Here is a 19,370-nt window from a genome sequence, read left to right on the forward strand (position 1 = left end):
TTGATGTGAGGTGAGTTAAAAAACAGGTTACAAGCCCGCAAAGATTGGGTATTCCTACCAGCTCAAGCCATTCCCAAATCCCTTATCAATCACTTATCCCTACAATATACGTTTAGACGTCTAGCCGTAAAAATATCTATTGACTTATTTTGAGACAATAAATAGCATCAAACACCAGATAGCCACAAAAACCCCATAACAATCGCTATCTTTTTTACCTTTTATTAACACGATTTTTGTCCAGGAAGGCCTATGATCGAAATAAAACAGGTTAACAAGGAGTTCAAACAGGGTGATCTGACGATCCATGCCCTGCGCGATATTGACCTCCAGATTCCTCAGGGCAGAATTTTTGGTGTTATTGGTGCATCAGGTGCCGGTAAAAGTACACTGATCCGCATCGTCAACCTGCTGGAACGCCCAACCTCTGGGAAAGTCGTCGTTGACGGCGTTGAGCTCACCGCTCTGTCTCAATCAGAACTGACCCGTGAGCGCCAGAAAATCGGCATGATTTTCCAGCACTTCAACCTGCTTTCCTCCCGCACTGTGTTTAACAATGTGGCACTGCCTCTGGAACTAGCAGGCAAAGACAAACAACACATTCAACGCAAAGTGACTGAGCTGCTGGATTTAGTCGGCCTGAGTGATAAACACCATAGCTATCCCTCTAACCTCAGCGGCGGTCAAAAGCAGCGTGTGGCCATTGCGCGCGCGTTAGCAAGCGATCCAAAAGTACTACTGTGTGACGAAGCCACCAGCGCATTGGATCCGGCGACGACCCACTCCATCCTGAATCTATTGCAGACCATCAACCAGAAGCTGGGCTTGACCATATTGCTGATCACTCACGAAATGGACGTGGTGAAGCGCATCTGTCACGAAGTAGCGATCATCGGTGGCGGTGAGTTGGTAGAGAAAGGTCCTGTGAGCGATATCTTCGCTCATCCGAAAACAGAGCTGGCGCGCACTTTTATCCGCGCAACGCTGGATCTCTCCATCCCGCAGGATTACGAAGAGCGGCTGCAACCTCAGAGTGATGGTCACTTACCACCACTGGTTCGCCTTGAGTTCACTGGCGCCAGTGTCGATGCCCCGCTTATCAGCCAGGTATCACGAAAGTTCAATATCGACATCAGCATTCTGAGTTCTGACATGGACTATGCGGGCGGCGTGAAATTTGGCCTGATGCTGGCGGAATTCTTTGGCGACGAAGAGAACGTCAACCACGCACTGACTTACCTAAAAGATCACAACATCAACATCGAGGTGCTGGGCTATGTCGCTTAATATCGCTGCTGTTTCAGGTTGGTTTGCTGAAAACGAACGCCTTGTTGGCCTGTTGATTGATGCACTGGGCCAGACCCTGACCATGGTCTTTGTATCCGGTGCGATTGGTTTCCTGTTTGGTATTCCTTTAGGTGTACTGCTGCACCTCACTAAGCCACGCGGCTTGTTGGAAAACGCGGCATTGAACAAATCCATTGGCATCATCGTCAATATTGGCCGCTCAATCCCTTTCATTATTTTGCTGGTCGCCATCATCCCATTCACCCGCTTCATCATGGGAACGTCCATCGGTACAGGTGCAGCGATTGTTCCCCTCACTGTCGGTGCGATTCCGTTTATCGCACGTCTGGTTGAGGGTGCATTGCTGGAAGTGCCGTCAGGTTTGGTCGAGGCGGCTCAAGCAATGGGTGCAACACCACTACAAATTATCCGCAAAGTCCTTCTGCCAGAAGCGATGCCGGGCATTTTGAACGGCGCAACAATCACCTTGGTAACGCTGGTGAGCTACTCCGCCATGGCGGGTGCTGTTGGCGGCGGCGGTCTGGGCGATGTGGGTATCCGATACGGCTACCAGCGTTTTGACGGCACCGTCATGCTGATCACCGTAGTGATGCTGGTGATATTGGTGCAAATGATTCAGTCAGCTGGCGACTACTTCGTGAAGCGGGTTGACCACAGATAAAAAACGGATGGTGACACCATCCGGATAAATGGAAATTCTGAATTTTAAGGAGATACGTGATGACTTTTACACTCAAGAAAATTGCTGCAGCCGTTGGCCTTGCTTCTACCCTGGTTCTGACCGGCTGTGGTCAGGAAGAGACTGTTGATCTGACGAAAGTAAAAATTGGCGTTATTGCCGGTGCTGAAGAGCAAGTGGCGGAAGTCGCGGCAAAAGTTGCGAAAGAGAAATACGGCCTGGATGTTGAACTGGTGACTTTCTCTGACTACGTCACGCCAAACGCCGCGCTGGATGAAGGCTCAATCGATGCAAACGCATTCCAGCACAAGCCATATCTTGACCAGCAGATTTCTGACCGCGGTTACAAGTTCGAAATCGCGGGTAACACGCTGGTTTATCCAATTGCAGGTTACTCAACCAAAGTGACTTCTGTTGAACAACTGGAAGAAGGCGCACAGATCGCAGTACCAAACGACCCAACCAATCTTGGTCGTTCACTGCTACTGCTTGAGCAACAAGGTCTGATTGAAGTAAAAGACGAAGCGGGTCTGAAAGCAACGGTTCTGGATATCACGGCGAACCCTAAAAACCTGAAAATCGTTGAGCTGGAAGCCGCTCAACTGCCGCGCTCTCTGGAAGATGTTTCACTGGCAATCATCAACACCACCTTCGCTAGCGAAATCAATCTGTCACCTGAGAAAGACGGCATCTTCGTTGAAGACAAAGAGTCTCCATACGTGAACCTGATTGTTGCCCGTGCTAACAATGTAACTGCACAAAACGTTCAGCAATTCGTTCAGTCTTACCAGACTGACGAAGTGTACAATGCAGCATCTGAAATCTTTGATGGCGGCGCGGTAAAAGGCTGGTAATTTGCCCACCTCTGATCATTAAGTGATGTTAAGAAGCCTGTGAAATTTCACAGGCTTTTTTCTATCTATTGGGGCCTGTTGGCTCTAACAACCTGATACACTGCGTCCACTATGGAATAATTCGAGCGAACATGGACTTTCTCTCTACCATTGGCCTTTTCATTGGCTCCCTGATTGCCAATACCCTCGCCTCTTTGGCTGGCGGCGGTGCAGGGCTTTTGCAACTTCCCCTGTTGTTATTTCTCGGTCTCGGCTTTTCTGTTGCACTGGCAACCCACAAAGTGGCCTCTGTAGCGCTTGGACTGGGCGCGGCGCTCAAGCATTGGCGTAGTGGCAACCTCGACCCCAAACTCACCCTTTACGTGACATTGGCTGGTGCTGCCGGGGTGATTGGTGGTGCAAACCTCATTCTTTTTGTGCCGGGTCCTTTAGCCGAAGGGTTGCTGGGCGGGTTTATCATTTTGCTAGGTGTTTACTCGCGGATGCGCAAAACACTCGGACAGGAAGCAGAGCCCAAACACCGCGATACGACGGGCATGCTTCTAGGTTGCTTAGGGCTCAGCGCCATAGGCTTGCTGAACGGTTCACTCACTGCAGGCACAGGTCTATTCGTTACACTATTTTTGGTTCGCTGGTTTGGCTTCGATTACAAGCAGGCTGTCGCACTGACTTTGGTAAGCGTAGGCATTTTCTGGAACGGATTAGGCGCTGCAACACTGGCAATTGCCGGCGCAGAGATTTATTGGCCGTGGATCCCTGCACTCCTGGTGGGTTCTATTTTGGGTGGTTACCTCGGTGCGTATCTGGCGGACAAATACAGCAACAAGATGATAAAAATTGCGTTTGAGCTGCTGACCTTTGCTGTTGGTATCAAGCTTTTGTGGGGCGTGTTATGAACAAAGTAAACATCGAGATTTATTACTGCCGCCAGTGCAACTGGATGTTGCGCGCGACCTGGATGTCTCAGGAGTTGCTATCCACCTTCAGTGAGGAAGTGGAGAGTGTAACCTTATACCCAGACACAGGTGGCAGGTTTGAAATTCACTGCAATGGCGAATTGATTTGGGAGCGCAAGCGGGATGGCGGCTTTCCTGACGCCAAAGTGCTGAAACAACGCGTCCGCGATGTGTTCGATCCAGACCGAGATCTGGGGCATGTCGACCGTTAACCTGCGCTTCTGACGAGTATGCCAGCTGACATTTTAGTCAGCCAGCATGCCGTACATCACAATGCTGTTGTAGCTGACCACGCCCAGCACTTCACCACCGTCAATCACTGGCGCACGGCTGATACCAAATCGTTCAAACAGACGGGCACAGTATTTAACGTTCATGTCCGGTGCCACATGAAGAGCGGGTTTGGTCATGATTTCGTAGACGTTTACCCGCTCCGGCGAGCGATTTTGTGACAGCACTTTTTTGGCAATGTCATTCATCAATACCAGACCAAATTCATCGTCTTCATCGCGCTTTTTCACGATGAGTGCTTTCACTTCCTTATCACGGGCAATGCGGATCGCTTCGGCAACCGTCGTCAGCCCATCAATTAGCGCATAGTCGTCCTTCATAACATCGCAGACTCTTTTGGTCACTTTCATAACTCATCCTCAATCTTGCTGCTCAATTCCTGCACTTGATGCGCCACCCCAACGGCATCTTCTACGTCCAGCTGCACCGCAATACCTGTCCCTGATGACGCATCAAACTCCCCAACCTCATTGATCGTTTCAAGAATGGAGCGAGCCAAATGTTCTTCTACCAAAAACAATAAGACATCCCGCTGAACATCGAGGGTTAATCCGAAGAAGGTTTTCTTTTTCGTTAATCCTTCCCCTCGCGCATTGTTAATCACTGTCGCACCAGTGGCTCCTGCCGTTCTGGCGGCATCCAAAACCGCATCGGTTTTGGCGTCCTCAATGAAGGCTACAATCAGTTTGAATCGCATTATGATTCCCTCGTATTTTCTTCGGTGGTGCCGCGTTTCGCCGCCCACTCTGTTAACTGCGCGTATCCCATGACAGTGATCATCGGGAACAGACTGGCAAAGGCAATCAAGCCAAAACCATCAATTAAAGGGCTTCTGCCTGGAACCGTCGAAGCCAATCCCAAACCAAGTGCGGTAACCAAAGGCACGGTCACCGTCGACGTCGTCACACCGCCGGAATCATACGCCAGCGGCACGATAAATTTCGGGGCATAGAAGGTTTGAATCACCACCACCACGTATCCAGCAATGATGTAGTAATGAATCGGGTCACCCGCCACGATGCGATAACAGCCAAGGGAAATGCCTATCGCCACCCCAATTGCCACTGAGAAACGCAAACCATTCACGCTGATTGCCCCACCAGAGACCTGCTCTGCTTTGATAGCAACCGCAATGAGTGAAGGCTCGGCGACGGTAGTACTGAAACCAATGGCTGCGGCGAAAATGTAAACCCAATAGTAGTGCTGCCAGGAGAAATTCTTGGGAATGCTTTCCCCATCTCCAAACAGAAAAGCGGGTGCCGTCAGCTGAACGGCCATCGATTCACCCAATGGGAAGAGCGCCATCTCCAACCCCATTAAGAACAACGACAAACCAAGAATGACGTAAATAAACCCAAAGATGATTTTCTTCAGATTCACAACCGGTTTTCGCAGCACGGCAAACTGAAAACCGAAAATGATGCAGACGATCGGAATCACGTCCCGAACGGTAGAGAGTAAGGTCTCAATAAAGGTCGGAATGAGCGTGGACAATACATTCATGTCGCCACCATCCCGTACACCATGACGAAAATCATTGGCGAGAGCGACGCAAACGCTATCAAGCCAAAACCATCCACCATGGGGTTGCGTCCTTTAATCACAGTCGCAAGACCAACACCTAACGCTGTCACCAAAGGCACAGTGATGGTCGATGTCGTCACGCCACCTGAATCATAAGCAATGCCAATGATGTAGCGCGGCGCGAATGCCGTCATGATCACCACCAGAATGTAGCCGCCGATGATGATGCGATGAATGGGCCAGCCTTTCAGAATACGCAGCACACCAAGCACAATGGCAAAGCCTACCGAGAGTGCGACCGTGATACGAAGTCCATTAGCATAGGAAGATTGCGCGTCTTCGGTCATCGCAATCATGCCGCCTTCCGCAGCAACCTCAGCCGCTTCAGCAGCCACTGCAGTCAAAGCGGGTTCAGCGATTGTGGTTCCAAACCCCAGCAAAAAGGCAAACACCACCAGCCAGAAAACACTGCCTTTTCGAGCCAGCGAGTGCGCCATGGATTCGCCGATGGGAAACAATCCCATTTCCAGACCGAATACAAAGAAAGTCAGCCCCATCACAACCAACACCAGTCCAATTAAGATGGACAGTGAATCCGGCAAAGGCTGCTGTAACACGATGATTTGAAAAAAGCCGATCACAAGAATGATAGGAAGCAGATCCTTCAAGCTCCCTAGCATTGAGGTCAGCAATGCGGTAAGTCCCTTCACACTCTCTCCAGAGAAAACGTCCCGACCCAAAAGTCCGGCACTGTATAAAAGCCAACAGATGATTTTTTGGTGAGGAGTTAGCCAATTTAACCCTGAGCCAGTGTATAGAAATTTACCAATCCACAATGTCTATAGGGTGATAAAGCTAACAAGGTTTTTGTGAATTTCTTCATTAACTTCACCATCGGGCTGATCAAATAACCGATTGAATGCATACTGTTTAGTAATACCCCAACTAGGAAGATCCTCATGCAGATTCTCGTGACAGGTGGAACCGGACTTATCGGAAGCGCGTTGATCCCCAAGCTCGAACATCACGAAATCACCGTACTGACCCGTTCGCCAGAGAAGGCATGTCATGTTTTGCCATCGAAGGTGCACTTAATAAAAAACATCGACGAGATTGAAGACTTCAGTCAGTTTGATGCCATCATCAACCTTGCAGGTGAACCTATCGTTGATAAGCGATGGAGCGAGCAGCAGAAAGGGATTATTTGCGCCAGCCGTTGGGGGATTACTGAAAAACTGGTACAGCGCATTTTAGAAGCCGATGAGCCGCCTCATACCTTTATCAGTGGCTCTGCGGTTGGCTACTACAGCGATCAAGGTGATAAGATCATCGATGAATCACTAACAGTTGATGCTACTGATTTCGCACATTCTGTCTGTTCAAACTGGGAAAAAATTGCCATGCGCGCCGACTCGGATAAGACCCGGGTCTGTATCCTACGCACTGGCATTGTGCTCAGTAAAAGCGGTGGTGCATTGAAGAAAATGCTGCTGCCTTATCAATTCGGCATGGGCGGACCAATCGGTGACGGGCAGCAATATTTCCCGTGGATACACATTGACGACATGGTGGGTGGCATCATTCATTTATTGGAACATGCTGATACCCGTGGCGCTTTCAACCTGACTGCGCCTGAGCCTGTCACCAACAAGGTGTTCAGCCAAAATCTTGCTGCAACGCTTAAACGCCCGCACTTTCTGTTTACGCCCAAGTTTGCGATTTCACTGATGCTGGGTGAAGCAGGGCAGCTTCTTTTTGACAGCCAACGCGCAGTGCCCAGGGCTTTGGAAAATAGCGGCTACAGTTTCCAGTATCCGTCTGTGGGTCCTGCACTGGAAAACATTTTGCGCTGATAACTTCCACTAGAAGAAATAAAAAAGCACGCTGAAAAGCGTGCTTTCTTCATTTGTCTGACTGCTATTTTTTGAGCGGCTCTAACAAGCCCCGAAGCATCCAGGCCACTGTCAGGAAGACCAGTCCAACAGCCAATGTCGGCAAACTCAACCAGACCTCCGGGTGCAAGCGTACCGGTAGCTCAACGCCCCACTTCAACAAACCTGCCATCGCAAGTTCTGCCCCACCAACAGCCATACAGCCGGATACCAGTGCCATAATGCCGTATTCCGCCCAAAGCGTGGTGTTGATGCGTTTTTTGCTCGCCCCCAGCGTTCGATACAACATGATTTCACGTTGGCGTTCAGCAAGGGTAATCCGAAGCAGTGTCAGCAAGAGCAATAAACCACTGGCTACCGCCAACCCCGCCAATACTGACAGTGACAGGCTCACTTGTTTGAGTATCACCTGAATCCTTCCACTCATGGTGCGTAAATCGAGCAAGGTCACCGTTTGGTAATCACGTCCCAGTTGGTTGAGGATGTCGCTCTGACTATCTTCCAGTCGGAAGCTGACTAACCAGTTTGCAGGCAAGTTCTCCACCAATGCAGGGTCGAAAATGAAGTAAAAATTCGGCTTCATGTTGCGCCATTCCACATCACGAATCGAGTTTACTTCCGCCGTAAATTCCTGACTATTGACGTTAAACGTCAGCTCATCACCAAGGCGAAGCCCTAACCTTTCTGCAATGCCAGATTCCACAGAAACCCCACCATCGCTTGGCCATGAACCTTCCAACACTTCGTTATGGGTTGGCAAGGTGTCGCGCCAGGTGAAGTTGAGCTCGCGGCGAAGCGCTTCATCCCGCTCTTCCCTGTCTGGCGTCAGTTCAGCATAACGTTGCCCATTCAGACCAACCAAACGACCTCGGATAATCGGATAGGCTTCCGAACGTTCCAGATTGTTCGCGTCCAGCCTGCCGACGTAATCATCCAGTTCACTTTTCGCGATGTTCAGCGCGAACACATTCGGAGCGTTCTGCGGCAAGGTTTGCTGCCAGTCATCAAGTAAGTCGGTACGAAGCAACCAGATAATCGAAAGCAGCATGAATGACGTTGCTAACGCGCCAAGCTGCGCGCCACTTGATGCCGGATTTCGTGTTATTCGACTGAGCGCCAGTTTGAATGCAGGCTGTTTAACGCGTTTCTGCGCGACTTTCAGTACCATTACGCCAATCGCCGCCAGAAGGCTGAGCATCACCACCAAGGCCGCCAATACCAGCCAAAGCAAACGGTTATCGTATGACCATGCCACCAGCGCGAGGATTGGCACTGCTGCCAGTAACCAACTCCAAGGATTCTTCCGCGCGCGCACGGCACTTTGTTCCTGCAACACACTCATAGCAGGCGCTTCAATCAGCCGGATCAGTGGAATACCCAGTGCCGGAAGTGCCACCAGCAAAGCCACCATAGGACCGAGCACCCAAGGCAGATACCCATAACTCGGCAAAGGCGACGGAAGCACATCCGCCAGCGGTAAACGCAGCAAATATTCAAGCGCCGCCCCAAATCCCAAACCCAGCACAGTTGCCATCAGCATCAGCATGAGGAGCTGTCTGCCGAGCCAACGTCTCACCCAACTACGCTGGGCGCCAAGGCTTTTCACCATCGCAAGCGTCTGGGTGCGGCTATCCACATAGTGCTGACAAGTCAGGAGTAAGGTCGCCGCTGCCATGATGATGACCAACACAACGGTCAAAGAGAGGTAACCGCGACTCCTATCAAGCATATCGCCCGTGCGATCCCCGGTGTTTTCATCGATCCAGCGCTGTCCGTCGATCGGCGTGTAAGCGGTTTTCACTGCTTCAAGGTCGCTGCTGTCACCTCGGAAGAAATAACGGTAACTCACCCGGCTTCCCGGGCGCACGACACCGGCTGCGGAGACATCACTCAAGTGCATCATCGCCGCTGGCATTTGACTGAACGGATTGAAGGACAGCTCAGGCTCAGAAATGATTTTACCGCTGACTGTCAGGGTTAAATCACCCACATCGACTTTGTCTCCCAACCCCACATCTAGCAGCGTAAACAGACGCTCTTCCAGCCAAAGTTCGCCGGGTTTGACGCTGTCTTGCATCGCATCCGCGCTTTCCAGCTCCAAAGCGCCACGGAGCGGATAGTTACTTTCTACCGCTTTCACGCTGATGAGCTGCATTTCATTGTCACTGAATGCCATGGTGCCAAAACGCGTTTGGTCAGAGCGTTCAACATCAATGCTGTCAAAGTTTTGCAGTGTTTGTGGTGCCAGAGGCTGATTACTTCTCAGCACCAAATCAGCCGCCAGCATGGAGCGGCCTTGCTGGGTGAGAACAGATTCAATACGCCCTGCCAGTGCAGAAAGGGCGAAGACACAGGCAATGATCAGCGCTAATGCTGCAACGACAGGCCAAAGCTGTCCGTGGAAGAGTTCGCGCCAAGCCCAGCGCCAAACAAGACTTTTCCTCATGCTGCCCCCGCCAATTCGCCTGCGTTAAGGTGCAAAGTACGGTGGCATTTCTCTGCCAATGCCGGGTCATGAGTAACAAGGATCAGGGTGGTACCGTGGTCACGGTTGAGTGAGAAAAGCAGGTCGATAACCGTGGCAGCGGTGTGCTGGTCGAGATTACCTGTCGGTTCATCGGCGAACAGAACATTTGGGCGGGTCATAAAGGCGCGGGCAATCGCTACGCGTTGTTGCTCACCACCAGAAAGCTGCGAAGGTAAGTGGGTTTCGCGCCCTTTTAGCCCGACCGACGCCAGAAGCTCAAGCGCCCGTTCTTCGTCTTCATCATCACCGCGAATAGTACAAGGAAGCAGCACATTCTCCAGCGCGGTCAGGGAAGGCACCAGCAGGAAACTTTGGAAAACGAAACCGATCGACTCGGCACGAAGGGCTGCTCTCGCATCATCATCGAGCTGGCTTAAAGGCTTGCCAAGAAGTTCAATCTCGCCGGCTGAAGGGGTATCCAAACCTGCAAGCAATGTCATAAGCGTGGATTTACCTGCGCCGGAAACCCCAACTAAAGCAATACTTTCGCCCTGCTCGACCTGAAGGGAAACATCCTGCAGAATGGTCAGAGACTGTGCATTCGTCGTCACTGTTTTAGAGACGTTACTGGCCCTGATCACTGGAGTTGTCATGATTCGCATCCTTTCTTTTTGTCTTTTGATTATCAGTCATAGCGCCGCGGCGCAGACGCTTCTTGTACTTGGCGATAGCCTCAGCGCTGGCTACCAGATGGCGATTGAGAAAAGCTGGCCCAGCCTCATTGAACCTAAGCTGACGGAAACCAGCAAGATCACTTCCGTCGTTAATGCCAGCATTTCCGGCGATACCTCTGGGAACAGTCTCGACAGACTGCCAGCCCTGCTTGAACAGCATTCACCTGACTATGTGCTGATTGAACTGGGTGCTAACGATGGACTGCGAGGATTCCCACCCAAGCAGATACGCAATAACCTGTCCGAATTGATCAGTTTAAGCCAGGAAAATGGCGCGCAGGTGATGTTAATGCAGATCCAGATCCCACCTAACTATGGTCAAAGATACAGCAAGGCTTTTGCTGATATCTATCCGGAATTAAGTAAAGAAATGCAAATTCCACTCATTCCGTTCTTCATGGAGAAGGTGGTTTTGACCGAAGGCTGGATGATGTCAGATGGTCTGCACCCTAAAGACATCGCGCAGCCTTGGATTGCAGAATTTATGGCAGAACAGATGCTGCCACACATCAAAGAGCAAGGATAAAACAAGAATGAAAAACGCAGTATTGATGACCGGATGTTCAACCGGCATCGGCTATGTCTGTGCTCACGCCCTCGCAAAGCAAGGGTTTGATGTGATTGCATCATGCCGAAAATTAGAAGATGTTGAGCGCCTGAGAGAAGAAGGACTGACCTGCATTCACCTTGACCTTGCTGACAACGACAGCATTCTCAATGCCGTGGAAGAAGTCAGGGTCATGACGGACGGAAAGTTGATGGGGCTTTTTAACAATGGCGCTTATGGCCAACCTGGCGCGCTGGAAGATTTGCCCACCGACGCTTTGAGAAAGCAGTTTGAGACCAACTTTTTTGGCTGGCACACGCTGACCCAAGCTGTGATCCCAATGATGATGGCTAACGGCAGAGGCCGCATTGTTCAAAACAGCTCTGTGCTGGGTTTTGTCGCACTGAAATTCCGCGGCGCTTACAACGCCAGTAAATTTGCGGTCGAAGGCTGGACAGATACCTTACGTTTGGAACTCGCAGGCACACCGGTAAAAATCAGCTTAATCGAACCTGGCCCAATAGAAACCCGATTCCGAGCCAATGCACTGGAAGCGTTTTACCGGTTCATTGATATCGAAAACAGCCGATTCAGAAGCGATTATCTCGCCCAGCAAGATCGCATGGAAAGCGAAAATTCGACCAACAAATACACCCTGCCGTCGGAGTCGATCATCACGCCTCTGATCCACGCGCTGACCGCAGAAGATCCTAAAGTCCGTTACCGTGTGACCAAGCCGACGAATTACATGGCTTGGTGTAAGCGCCTTCTTCCATCAAAAACACTCGACAAAATTCTTGCAAAGGGCGGTTAAAAACCCAACCTCTGCCGCAGAAAGAAACACACCGGGCAGTTTTTGCCCGGTTGCTCTCAGAATCGTGACATCAAAACTATCTTTCTATGTTCATCTTTCTGTCACAAAACCGCGTTAACCTCTCTCATGTACCGTGAAACACCTGCCCCCAACTTCCACTTCGATGTGATGCGTGTCGGATCAGGCCGTGAACAGGGATACAAAAAGAACAAATACCCCAAAAGGAGCCGGACTATGTCCTTAAGTCAATTGAACTGGCTCTGTTTGAGTGTAACGCTGGCAATTTTGCTTGTGTTTTAAGTCAGCGTTTCACATCGACGAGCGCAAAAGAATGAAGGCCACTGGAAATCCAGTGGCCTTTTTCGTTATTGGACTCACGATAAAGATCAGTGATTTGATCCAGCAATATTCAATATTTATCGGCGCTTTAGCGGATAATGCCTTGAATTTTCATGTTGTCCCCCCCACCTTTACAGCAAAGAACTTCTAACGCTCAGGCGACACTATGCAACCAAATTATATTGTTGAACTTAACGAGCAGAACTTTCAGCAAATCCTGGAAGGCTCCGTTGAAACTCCTGTCCTGATCCACTTCTGGGCTCAAATGAGTCCCGAGAGCACCGAGATTGTTCCAGCGCTGGAAAAACTGGCACACGAATATGCAGGCGCATTTACGCTGGCATTGCTCAACTGCGAGCAGCAACAAATGCTGGCTTCACAGTTTGGCGTACGTGCTTTGCCAACTATCGCCCTGTTCAGCAACGGCCAGCCTGTTGACGGCATTGCCGGGCCACAGACTGAGGATACCGTGCGTGAAATGCTGGTTCGTCACCTGCCGAGCCAAGACGAAATGACTTTCAAACAGGCACTGGCGTTGATTGCAGAAGGCAATCACGCCGAGGCACTGCCGCTTTTGAAATCTGTGGAAGCCGCGCTGGGTGAAACAGGCGCTCATAAGCTGGCACTGGCAGAGTGTTATGTGGAAGCACAGCAATTCGACGAAGCAGAGGAGCTTCTCGGGAAAGTATTGATGCAAGATCAAGATGCACAATACAAAGCGCTGATGGCCAAAGTGGAACTACATAAGCAAGCAGCAGACACACCAGAGATTCGTGAGCTGCAAGCGGCATTTGAAGCGGATCCTGAGAACAAAGAACTCGCCTATGAACTGGCTATCCAATACAGTCAGGTTAATCGTCAGGAAGAAGCATTGGAGTTGTTGATTGGCTTACTGCGCAAAGACCTGAACTTTGCAGATGGCGACGCGAAAAAGACCATGATGGACATTCTGGCAGCGCTGGGTCAAGGCAACGAAATTGCCAGCCGTTACCGCCGACAGTTATATTCGCTACTCTACTGATTTCCCATTTTAAAAAGCGCTCCGGCGCTTTTTTATTTACCATCAGCCGAGGACAAAGCTTCGATGATTGGACAACAGGCGCTGTCGTTACCCGGGCAGGTACTCGCCAGTGATTTCAACGACTTTTTCATGGCCTGAAGTTCTTTTATTTTGTCGTCTATCTCTGCGATTTTCTCCAATGCCTTTTGCTTTACATCTGCGCTTCGACGGTTAGGATTTCGCGACATATCCAACAAGGTCTGGCACTCTTCCAAACTAAAGCCCACCAAGCGCGAACGACGGATCATTTGCAACTCATTAATGTGCTTTTGACCATAAGCCCGATAGCCATTCTCCAGACGTGCAGGTTCACTAATGATCCCCTTTTGTTCGTAGAAACGAATCGTCTTTGGTGTCAGCCCTGTCGCCTTGGCAATTTCATTGATTTTCATGCCTCACTCCCCGTCTAAAATTCACGCTTGACCTTACAGTTGATGGAAGGTTTATTCTACGGAATTATGAACAGTCCATACCTGAGACTGCAAGTAAATTTATAGGTATCGATATGACAGATACAGAACTGAACACTCGAGAGGAAGGCAAAGAATCCGCCACATTCATCACGCTCCCCTTGTCAGGACTTAACTGCATGGGTTGTGCGCGTAAAGTGAAAAGTGCCGTTGAGCCTATCGAAGGTGTGTCAGTGGTGGAAGCCGACAAGACCTCCCTAACGATTAATGCAGATGCGCCTTTAAGTGACGTCATCAATGCGGTTGAATCGCTGGGTTATCAGGCGGGAGAGACCAGGGTACTTCCTTTGGCAGGGCTCAGCTGTGGACGCTGTGTTGCCAAACTGAAAGCCGCTTTTGAAGCTTCACCAAAGGTTTTCCTTGCTGATGTGAGTAAGACCGAAGCCACCATTAACAGCGCACTGACAATAGAAGAATTGGCAGCCATCGTTAATGCTACGGGTTATCAGGTAGCAGAAGCCGAGAGCGAAACAACACACGCAGCAGACATCGCAGCAGAGCCAGAAGTTGCGCTCAAAGATGTTCCTTCCGCACCGAGCTTGAGTTCAAATTCAGCTTCCCAGCAATTTATTCTTTCCGGCATGACCTGCGCGAGCTGTGTGTCATCCGTAGAAGGTGCGATTAAAGCCGTACCCGGTGTTATAGGTGTCAACGTCAACTTGGCTGAGCGCACAGCGCTGGTGTCCGGAGAAGTCGATGCCGACATCATCATCAAAGCGGTAGAAGCCGCAGGCTATGGCGCAGAAGTGAGTGAAAGCGAAGAAACTCGCCGTGAACGTCAAGCAGCCATGCATACCGCACAACTTGCAGAACACAAACGTAACACCTGGTTGTCTCTGGGCTTAGGTGCGCCTTTGATGGCATGGGGACTGCTCGGCGGTTCAATGACCATTGAAAGCACCACCAGCCAGATCGGCTGGGGCATCATCGGCCTTCTGACCTTCGCACTTCTGTGCACCGCGGGTAAACATTTCTTCGTGAATGCTGTGAAAGCGGCACGCCATCATCGCGCGACCATGGATACATTAGTCGCTTTGGGTACGGGTTCTGCTTGGCTTTACTCTGTTGCCGTGGTGTTTGCGCCGGACCTTTTCCCTGCACAAGCGCGTCATGTGTACTTCGAAGCCACAGCCATGATTCTGGGCTTGGTGACGCTCGGTCATGCTATTGAAGCCAAAGCACGTGCATCGACATCTAAAGCGCTTGATCGCTTACTCGACCTACAACCACCAACCGCACTGGTCGTTGAAAACGGTCATGAACGAGAAGTTCCTCTGGCAGCCGTGCAAGCAGGCATGATGCTCAGGGTGAAACCCGGCTCAAAAATTCCGGTCGATGGTGTGGTTGAAGACGGTGAAAGCTATGTCGATGAATCCATGCTGACTGGCGAGCCGCTTGCCGTTCGCAAAACCGCAGGGGAAACGCTGCATGCTGGCACCGTGAACCAAAACGGTAGCCTGCTGTTTAAAGCCACTGGCATCGGCAGCGATACCATGCTGTCCCGCATCATTCAGTTGGTGCGTCAGGCACAAAGCAGCAAACCAGCATTGGCACGGATGGCGGATTCTATCTCGGCGATATTTGTTCCGACGGTTATGATCATTGCCATTCTGACAGCGCTTGGGTGGTACAACTTTGGCCCTGATCCGAAGCTCAGCTTTATGCTGGTCACCGCAACAACTGTTCTGATCATTGCCTGTCCTTGTGCGCTTGGTTTGGCAACGCCAATGTCTGTCACAACTGGTGTTGGTCGTGCGGCTGAACTTGGGGTGCTTATTCGTGATGCAGAGGCATTGCAACATGCAGCGTCGGTCGACACTGTGGTATTGGATAAAACGGGCACATTGACCGAAGGCAAGCCACAAGTGACATCGATAATCAGCCTTGCACTGCCAGAAGAGGAATTACTACGTATCGCTGCAAGCCTTGAGCAAGGCTCTGAGCACCCACTGGCAAAAGCAGTGCTGGATGCAGCAAAAGGTAAAAATATCCCCCTTGCATCAGTATCGAACTTTGAAGGTATTCCAGGAAAAGGTCTTAGTGCCAACATTGATGGTGACACTTATTTTCTGGGTAACGCCCGCTTGATGGCAGAAAAAGACATTGCGGTGGAAGGCGGCCAAGCTGCCGCCAAGCAACAAGCAGATCGCGGGGAAACCGCTGTGTATCTGGCAACAAGCACTGAGCTTCTTGGTCTTATCGGCATCAGCGACCCATTGCGTTCAGATTCTGCCAGCGCCGTAAAACGTCTGAAAGCTTTGGGCTATCAGGTAGTGATGCTCACCGGTGATCATCCTGATACTGCCAATGCCATTGCCAAGCTGGCAGGGATTGAGAATGTGATTGCGGGGGTTTTGCCAGACGGTAAAGCGGATGTCGTCACTCGCCTTCAGAGCGAGGGCAAGAAAGTCGCCATGATTGGTGATGGCATCAATGATGCGCCAGCACTGGCAAAAGCTGAAGTTGGGATTGCCATTGGTAGTGGCAGCGATGTAGCTATTGAAAGTGCACAGATGACATTGATGCGTCACTCAATAGATGCCGCCACTGATGGGTTAACACTGTCCAAAGCAACCCTTCGTAATATGAAGGAAAATCTCTTTGGTGCATTTGTTTACAATTCTCTGGGTATTCCGATTGCTGCGGGTGTGTTATATCCCCTCACCGGCGCACTGCTAAGCCCAGTTGTTGCCGGCGCGGCCATGGCTTTATCGTCGATTACCGTCGTGAGTAATGCCAACCGACTGCGCTGGTTTAAGCCACCCAAAGGAGGAAACCATGCTGGTTAATTTCATTGGATTGGGACTGATCGGAGCCATCATCTGGTGGTTCTGGCTGGCGGAAAAGAAAAATTAAACGCCGTCTAAATTAACGCTGTTTGCGACTACGCAACAGGCATTCGCCCCGGGTTAGTTTCACCGCCCGGGGATAACATCGAGGAGAAAATGATGAAATCTAAACTTGCTGCACTGTCGTTTGCACTGCTATCCACCAGCGTGTTTGCTGCTTCTGGTGTAACTTACAAATCTCCATATTGCGGTTGCTGTAAAGAGTGGGTTAAGCACATGGAAGACAACGGCTTTGAGATGAAGTCTGAAGATCATGTGAACATGAATCCAATTAAGATGAAGCTTGGTATCAAGCCTGAGCTCGCTTCGTGCCACACCACTGTTATCGACGGTTACCTGTTTGAAGGGCACATCCCAGCTAGCGACGTAAAAGCCTTCCTAGAGCAAAAACCAAAACTGGCCGGTCTTGCTGTACCTGGCATGCCAGTCGGTTCACCGGGCATGGAATATGGCGACCAAAAAGACCCATATGATGTCGTTGGCTTCTCGAAAAACGGTATGACCGTCGTCTTTAACAGCCACAACAAAGACTGACAATTGATGGTGAAGCCTCCATACTGGACTTTCAACAGTATGGAGGCTTCATGTACCGCATTACTACCCTGTTTTTCTCGCTGCTTTTTAGCACGTTATCTATCGCCGCCCCTCAAGTCTGGCAAGCGCAAAAAGGCGACCTTTCCTTTACCATCATGGGCTCTGTACACGCTGGCAAGCCAGAGTTCTACCCTCTTCCTGATGTCATGGTCAGTAGATTCGAATCTGCCGATGGTCTTATCGTAGAAGCTGACATCATTAACGATAAATCGATTTCCATCCCCAAAGGTAAACCTTCGGCTTCTTACCTGACTGACGCCCAGAAAGAGACATTTGAGCAAATCGCAGCAGAGACGGGTACACCATCAAACGTGCTGCTTAATCTTCCTCCCTGGCAAGCAGCCATGGCACTCCAGCTCTACCAAATCAATCAGTTGGAACTCCAACAACTGCTGGGCATTGACCTTTATTTCCTCTCTCGAAGCCAGAAGCATTCTGTACCAGTGATCCCATTGGAAACGGTACAACAGCAAGTCGACTTGCTGGCCAATGCAGATAAGGATGGTTTGGAGTTACTGACAGATACCCTGGATTACTGGGAACTCTCCAAAGAGTTTATGCCCTGCCTGATTGATGCTTGGCAGTATGGTGACGGTGCGAAAATGGAAGAAATGGTGGCTGTAATGAGTGGCGCAGGAGAATTCGAGCGTCAGCTTATAGATGAGCGTAACCACAACTGGCTGGAAGCCCTCACTGACAAATCGCGATTTAACAAAGGAAATTACGTCATGGTTGTCGGAGCACTGCATCTTTACGGCAAAGAAGGTGTGCTGACGCTGCTGGAAAAAGCCGGTTTCGACGTAAAACTCTTAACGCAGGGTAAAAAGGTTGATTGCGAAATTCCGGCAATTCCATGATCGACTCAATCAGCCGCTCACCAGCACCTGAGTCACAATCATTGAGACCAGAAACAACAGAATAAACCAGATGACAATAGACTTTCTCATACCCTTTTCCTTACAGCGGTAAAGCCAGAATCTTGGGGTAGTTTACCGCATACACGATGAGGAAAAGAGCATAATTGGAAGGTTTGTTACAAACAATAAGAGCAGCGAATTGCTGCTCTTATCAGAGGAATAAAAAGAAGCCGAAGTGCGTTGCTGCCTTCGGCGTAAGCAACCAAGTCTAAATTTAACTGGTTTAAGGGAATTATTGTGTTCCTGGCTCTTTCATCGCCTTATAGACAAAGAACCCAGCCATGAAGCTAATCATGCCCAAGGCAACAAAAATGACGATCATTGAGGAGAGGCCAATTGCGTTGCCGAAAAGTAGGTCTAACCAGAATTCCATTTTTGTGCTTCCTATGTCTGTGAACGTTAAGACTAGGTTGCCAATTGGTGAAAGAATCAACGATGATCCAGATCAAGTGAAGCTCGTGTTAGTAGCACGTGATAATTCAAGTGTGTGTGTTGTCGCAATTTATTTTGGATTGGTGATCCTTTGAGCGAACGGTTCGTACCACGCAAAAATCCTGATAAAACACTTGAGTCTTAAGCGTGGATGAGTAATATAACCAACCTCTGAGACGCACAGCGAATCAGCATTGTCGGTGAATAGCGCAGTTTAATGGCGCATCCGGCTCTTGAGAATAGCGGACCAGAGGGTCACCCTCTAATAACGGAATCTCAAGATACAAAACATATGCTCGGTGAATAGCGCAGTTTGGTAGCGCATCTGGTTTGGGACCAGAGGGTCGGGGGTTCGAATCCCTCTTCACCGACCACTCTTTCAAATCTTGAGCAATACGCTTGAGTAATATCGTCGGTGAATAGCGCAGTTTGATGGCGCATCCGGCTCTTGAGAATAGCGGACCAGAGGGTCACCCTCTAACAACGGAATCTCAAGATACAAAATATATGTTCGGTGAATAGCGCAGTTTGGTAGCGCATCTGGTTTGGGACCAGAGGGTCGGGGGTTCGAATCCCTCTTCACCGACCACTTTTCAAGACTTGAGCGATAAGCTTGAGCAACATTGTCGGTGAATAGCGCAGT

The 19,370-nt window shown here is 50.1% G+C and carries 19 protein-coding genes, 2 tRNA genes and 1 pseudogene; 14 read left to right on the forward strand and 8 right to left on the reverse strand.

What is annotated here, in order from left to right; all coding sequences use genetic code 11:
- Positions 1-252 precede the first annotated feature (252 nt).
- From metN to G5S52_RS14385, 5 genes are all read left to right on the forward strand, one after another.
- Positions 253-1,287: a methionine ABC transporter ATP-binding protein MetN gene (gene metN, locus G5S52_RS14365; protein WP_165014996.1), complete on the forward strand. Its 1,035-nt coding sequence runs from the start codon at positions 253-255 to the stop codon at positions 1,285-1,287.
- The gene (locus G5S52_RS14370; protein WP_165014999.1) at positions 1,277-1,969 is read left to right on the forward strand and encodes a methionine ABC transporter permease; all 693 of its coding nucleotides are present in this window, start codon (positions 1,277-1,279) and stop codon (positions 1,967-1,969) included. The genes metN and G5S52_RS14370 overlap by 11 nt, the downstream gene beginning before the upstream one ends.
- Positions 1,970-2,028: 59 nt before the next feature.
- The gene (locus G5S52_RS14375) at positions 2,029-2,841 is read left to right on the forward strand and encodes a MetQ/NlpA family lipoprotein (protein ID WP_165015002.1); all 813 of its coding nucleotides are present in this window, start codon (positions 2,029-2,031) and stop codon (positions 2,839-2,841) included.
- Between the two features lie 131 nt (positions 2,842-2,972).
- Positions 2,973-3,737: a sulfite exporter TauE/SafE family protein gene (locus G5S52_RS14380; protein WP_165015005.1), complete on the forward strand. Its 765-nt coding sequence runs from the start codon at positions 2,973-2,975 to the stop codon at positions 3,735-3,737.
- The gene (locus tag G5S52_RS14385) at positions 3,734-4,009 is read left to right on the forward strand and encodes an Rdx family protein (RefSeq protein WP_165015008.1); all 276 of its coding nucleotides are present in this window, start codon (positions 3,734-3,736) and stop codon (positions 4,007-4,009) included. Before G5S52_RS14380 ends, G5S52_RS14385 begins: the two co-directional genes overlap by 4 nt.
- Before the next feature lie 33 nt (positions 4,010-4,042).
- Here G5S52_RS14385 and G5S52_RS14390 read toward each other — a convergent pair whose 3' ends face one another.
- From G5S52_RS14390 to G5S52_RS14405, 4 genes are read right to left on the reverse strand one after another with little or no spacing between them, the layout of a single operon-like run.
- Positions 4,043-4,438: a CBS domain-containing protein gene (locus tag G5S52_RS14390; protein WP_039850410.1), complete on the reverse strand. Its 396-nt coding sequence runs from the start codon at positions 4,436-4,438 to the stop codon at positions 4,043-4,045.
- Positions 4,435-4,785: a P-II family nitrogen regulator gene (locus G5S52_RS14395; RefSeq protein ID WP_165015011.1), complete on the reverse strand. Its 351-nt coding sequence runs from the start codon at positions 4,783-4,785 to the stop codon at positions 4,435-4,437. The genes G5S52_RS14390 and G5S52_RS14395 overlap by 4 nt, the downstream gene beginning before the upstream one ends.
- The gene (locus G5S52_RS14400; RefSeq protein WP_165015014.1) at positions 4,785-5,591 is read right to left on the reverse strand and encodes a DUF1538 domain-containing protein; all 807 of its coding nucleotides are present in this window, start codon (positions 5,589-5,591) and stop codon (positions 4,785-4,787) included. Before G5S52_RS14400 ends, G5S52_RS14395 begins: the two co-directional genes overlap by 1 nt.
- Positions 5,588-6,322, reverse strand: a complete 735-nt coding sequence (locus tag G5S52_RS14405; RefSeq protein WP_002541303.1) for a DUF1538 domain-containing protein — start codon at positions 6,320-6,322, stop codon at positions 5,588-5,590. Before G5S52_RS14405 ends, G5S52_RS14400 begins: the two co-directional genes overlap by 4 nt.
- Before the next feature lie 249 nt (positions 6,323-6,571).
- Between G5S52_RS14405 and G5S52_RS14410 the strand changes: the two genes are divergently transcribed.
- On the forward strand, positions 6,572-7,465 hold the full coding sequence (locus G5S52_RS14410) for a TIGR01777 family oxidoreductase (protein ID WP_165015017.1): 894 nt from the start codon (positions 6,572-6,574) through the stop codon (positions 7,463-7,465).
- Positions 7,466-7,529: 64 nt separating this feature from the next.
- Here G5S52_RS14410 and G5S52_RS14415 read toward each other — a convergent pair whose 3' ends face one another.
- Positions 7,530-9,950, reverse strand: a complete 2,421-nt coding sequence (locus G5S52_RS14415) for an ABC transporter permease (protein ID WP_165015020.1) — start codon at positions 9,948-9,950, stop codon at positions 7,530-7,532.
- Positions 9,947-10,522: pseudogene (locus tag G5S52_RS14420) on the reverse strand (ABC transporter ATP-binding protein); the annotation flags it as partial. The gene G5S52_RS14415 and the pseudogene G5S52_RS14420, both read right to left, overlap by 4 nt.
- A gap of 100 nt (positions 10,523-10,622) precedes the next feature.
- On the opposite strand from G5S52_RS14420, the gene tesA reads away from it, so the two are divergent.
- From tesA to G5S52_RS14435, 3 genes are all read left to right on the forward strand, one after another.
- Positions 10,623-11,231 carry a multifunctional acyl-CoA thioesterase I/protease I/lysophospholipase L1 gene (gene tesA, locus G5S52_RS14425; RefSeq protein WP_046307243.1) on the forward strand — a complete coding sequence of 203 codons (609 nt, stop codon included), beginning with the start codon at positions 10,623-10,625 and terminating at the stop codon, positions 11,229-11,231.
- A gap of 7 nt (positions 11,232-11,238) precedes the next feature.
- Positions 11,239-12,066, forward strand: a complete 828-nt coding sequence (locus tag G5S52_RS14430; protein WP_165015023.1) for an SDR family oxidoreductase — start codon at positions 11,239-11,241, stop codon at positions 12,064-12,066.
- Positions 12,067-12,571: 505 nt separating this feature from the next.
- Entirely contained in the window at positions 12,572-13,426 is an 855-nt protein-coding gene (locus tag G5S52_RS14435) for a thioredoxin family protein (protein WP_165015026.1), read from the forward strand.
- Positions 13,427-13,458: 32 nt separating this feature from the next.
- On the opposite strand, the gene cueR is transcribed toward G5S52_RS14435, so the two are convergent.
- Complete coding sequence (gene cueR, locus G5S52_RS14440) at positions 13,459-13,857, reverse strand: Cu(I)-responsive transcriptional regulator (protein ID WP_002541295.1); 399 nt, start codon at positions 13,855-13,857, stop codon at positions 13,459-13,461.
- A gap of 113 nt (positions 13,858-13,970) precedes the next feature.
- Between cueR and G5S52_RS14445 the strand changes: the two genes are divergently transcribed.
- The 3 genes from G5S52_RS14445 to G5S52_RS14455 all read left to right on the forward strand — a co-directional run bounded on the left by G5S52_RS14445 (position 13,971) and on the right by G5S52_RS14455 (position 18,235).
- Positions 13,971-16,724: a cation transporter gene (locus tag G5S52_RS14445; protein WP_165015029.1), complete on the forward strand. Its 2,754-nt coding sequence runs from the start codon at positions 13,971-13,973 to the stop codon at positions 16,722-16,724.
- 159 nt (positions 16,725-16,883) lie between these two features.
- On the forward strand, positions 16,884-17,318 hold the full coding sequence (locus G5S52_RS14450) for a DUF411 domain-containing protein (RefSeq protein WP_002541293.1): 435 nt from the start codon (positions 16,884-16,886) through the stop codon (positions 17,316-17,318).
- Between the two features lie 50 nt (positions 17,319-17,368).
- A complete protein-coding gene (locus G5S52_RS14455) occupies positions 17,369-18,235 on the forward strand; it encodes a TraB/GumN family protein (RefSeq protein WP_165015032.1) in 867 nt (288 codons plus the stop codon).
- 292 nt (positions 18,236-18,527) lie between these two features.
- Here G5S52_RS14455 and G5S52_RS14460 read toward each other — a convergent pair whose 3' ends face one another.
- Entirely contained in the window at positions 18,528-18,668 is a 141-nt protein-coding gene (locus G5S52_RS14460) for a DUF3149 domain-containing protein (RefSeq protein ID WP_002541291.1), read from the reverse strand.
- A gap of 356 nt (positions 18,669-19,024) precedes the next feature.
- Between G5S52_RS14460 and G5S52_RS14465 the strand changes: the two genes are divergently transcribed.
- A tRNA-Pro gene (locus G5S52_RS14465) sits at positions 19,025-19,101 on the forward strand.
- Positions 19,102-19,239: 138 nt separating this feature from the next.
- Positions 19,240-19,316, forward strand: a tRNA-Pro gene (locus G5S52_RS14470).
- Positions 19,317-19,370 lie beyond the last annotated feature (54 nt).

Origin of the sequence: Grimontia sedimenti (genome assembly GCF_011045095.1) — a bacterium.
Classification (GTDB): Bacteria; Pseudomonadota; Gammaproteobacteria; order Enterobacterales; family Vibrionaceae; genus Enterovibrio; species Enterovibrio sedimenti.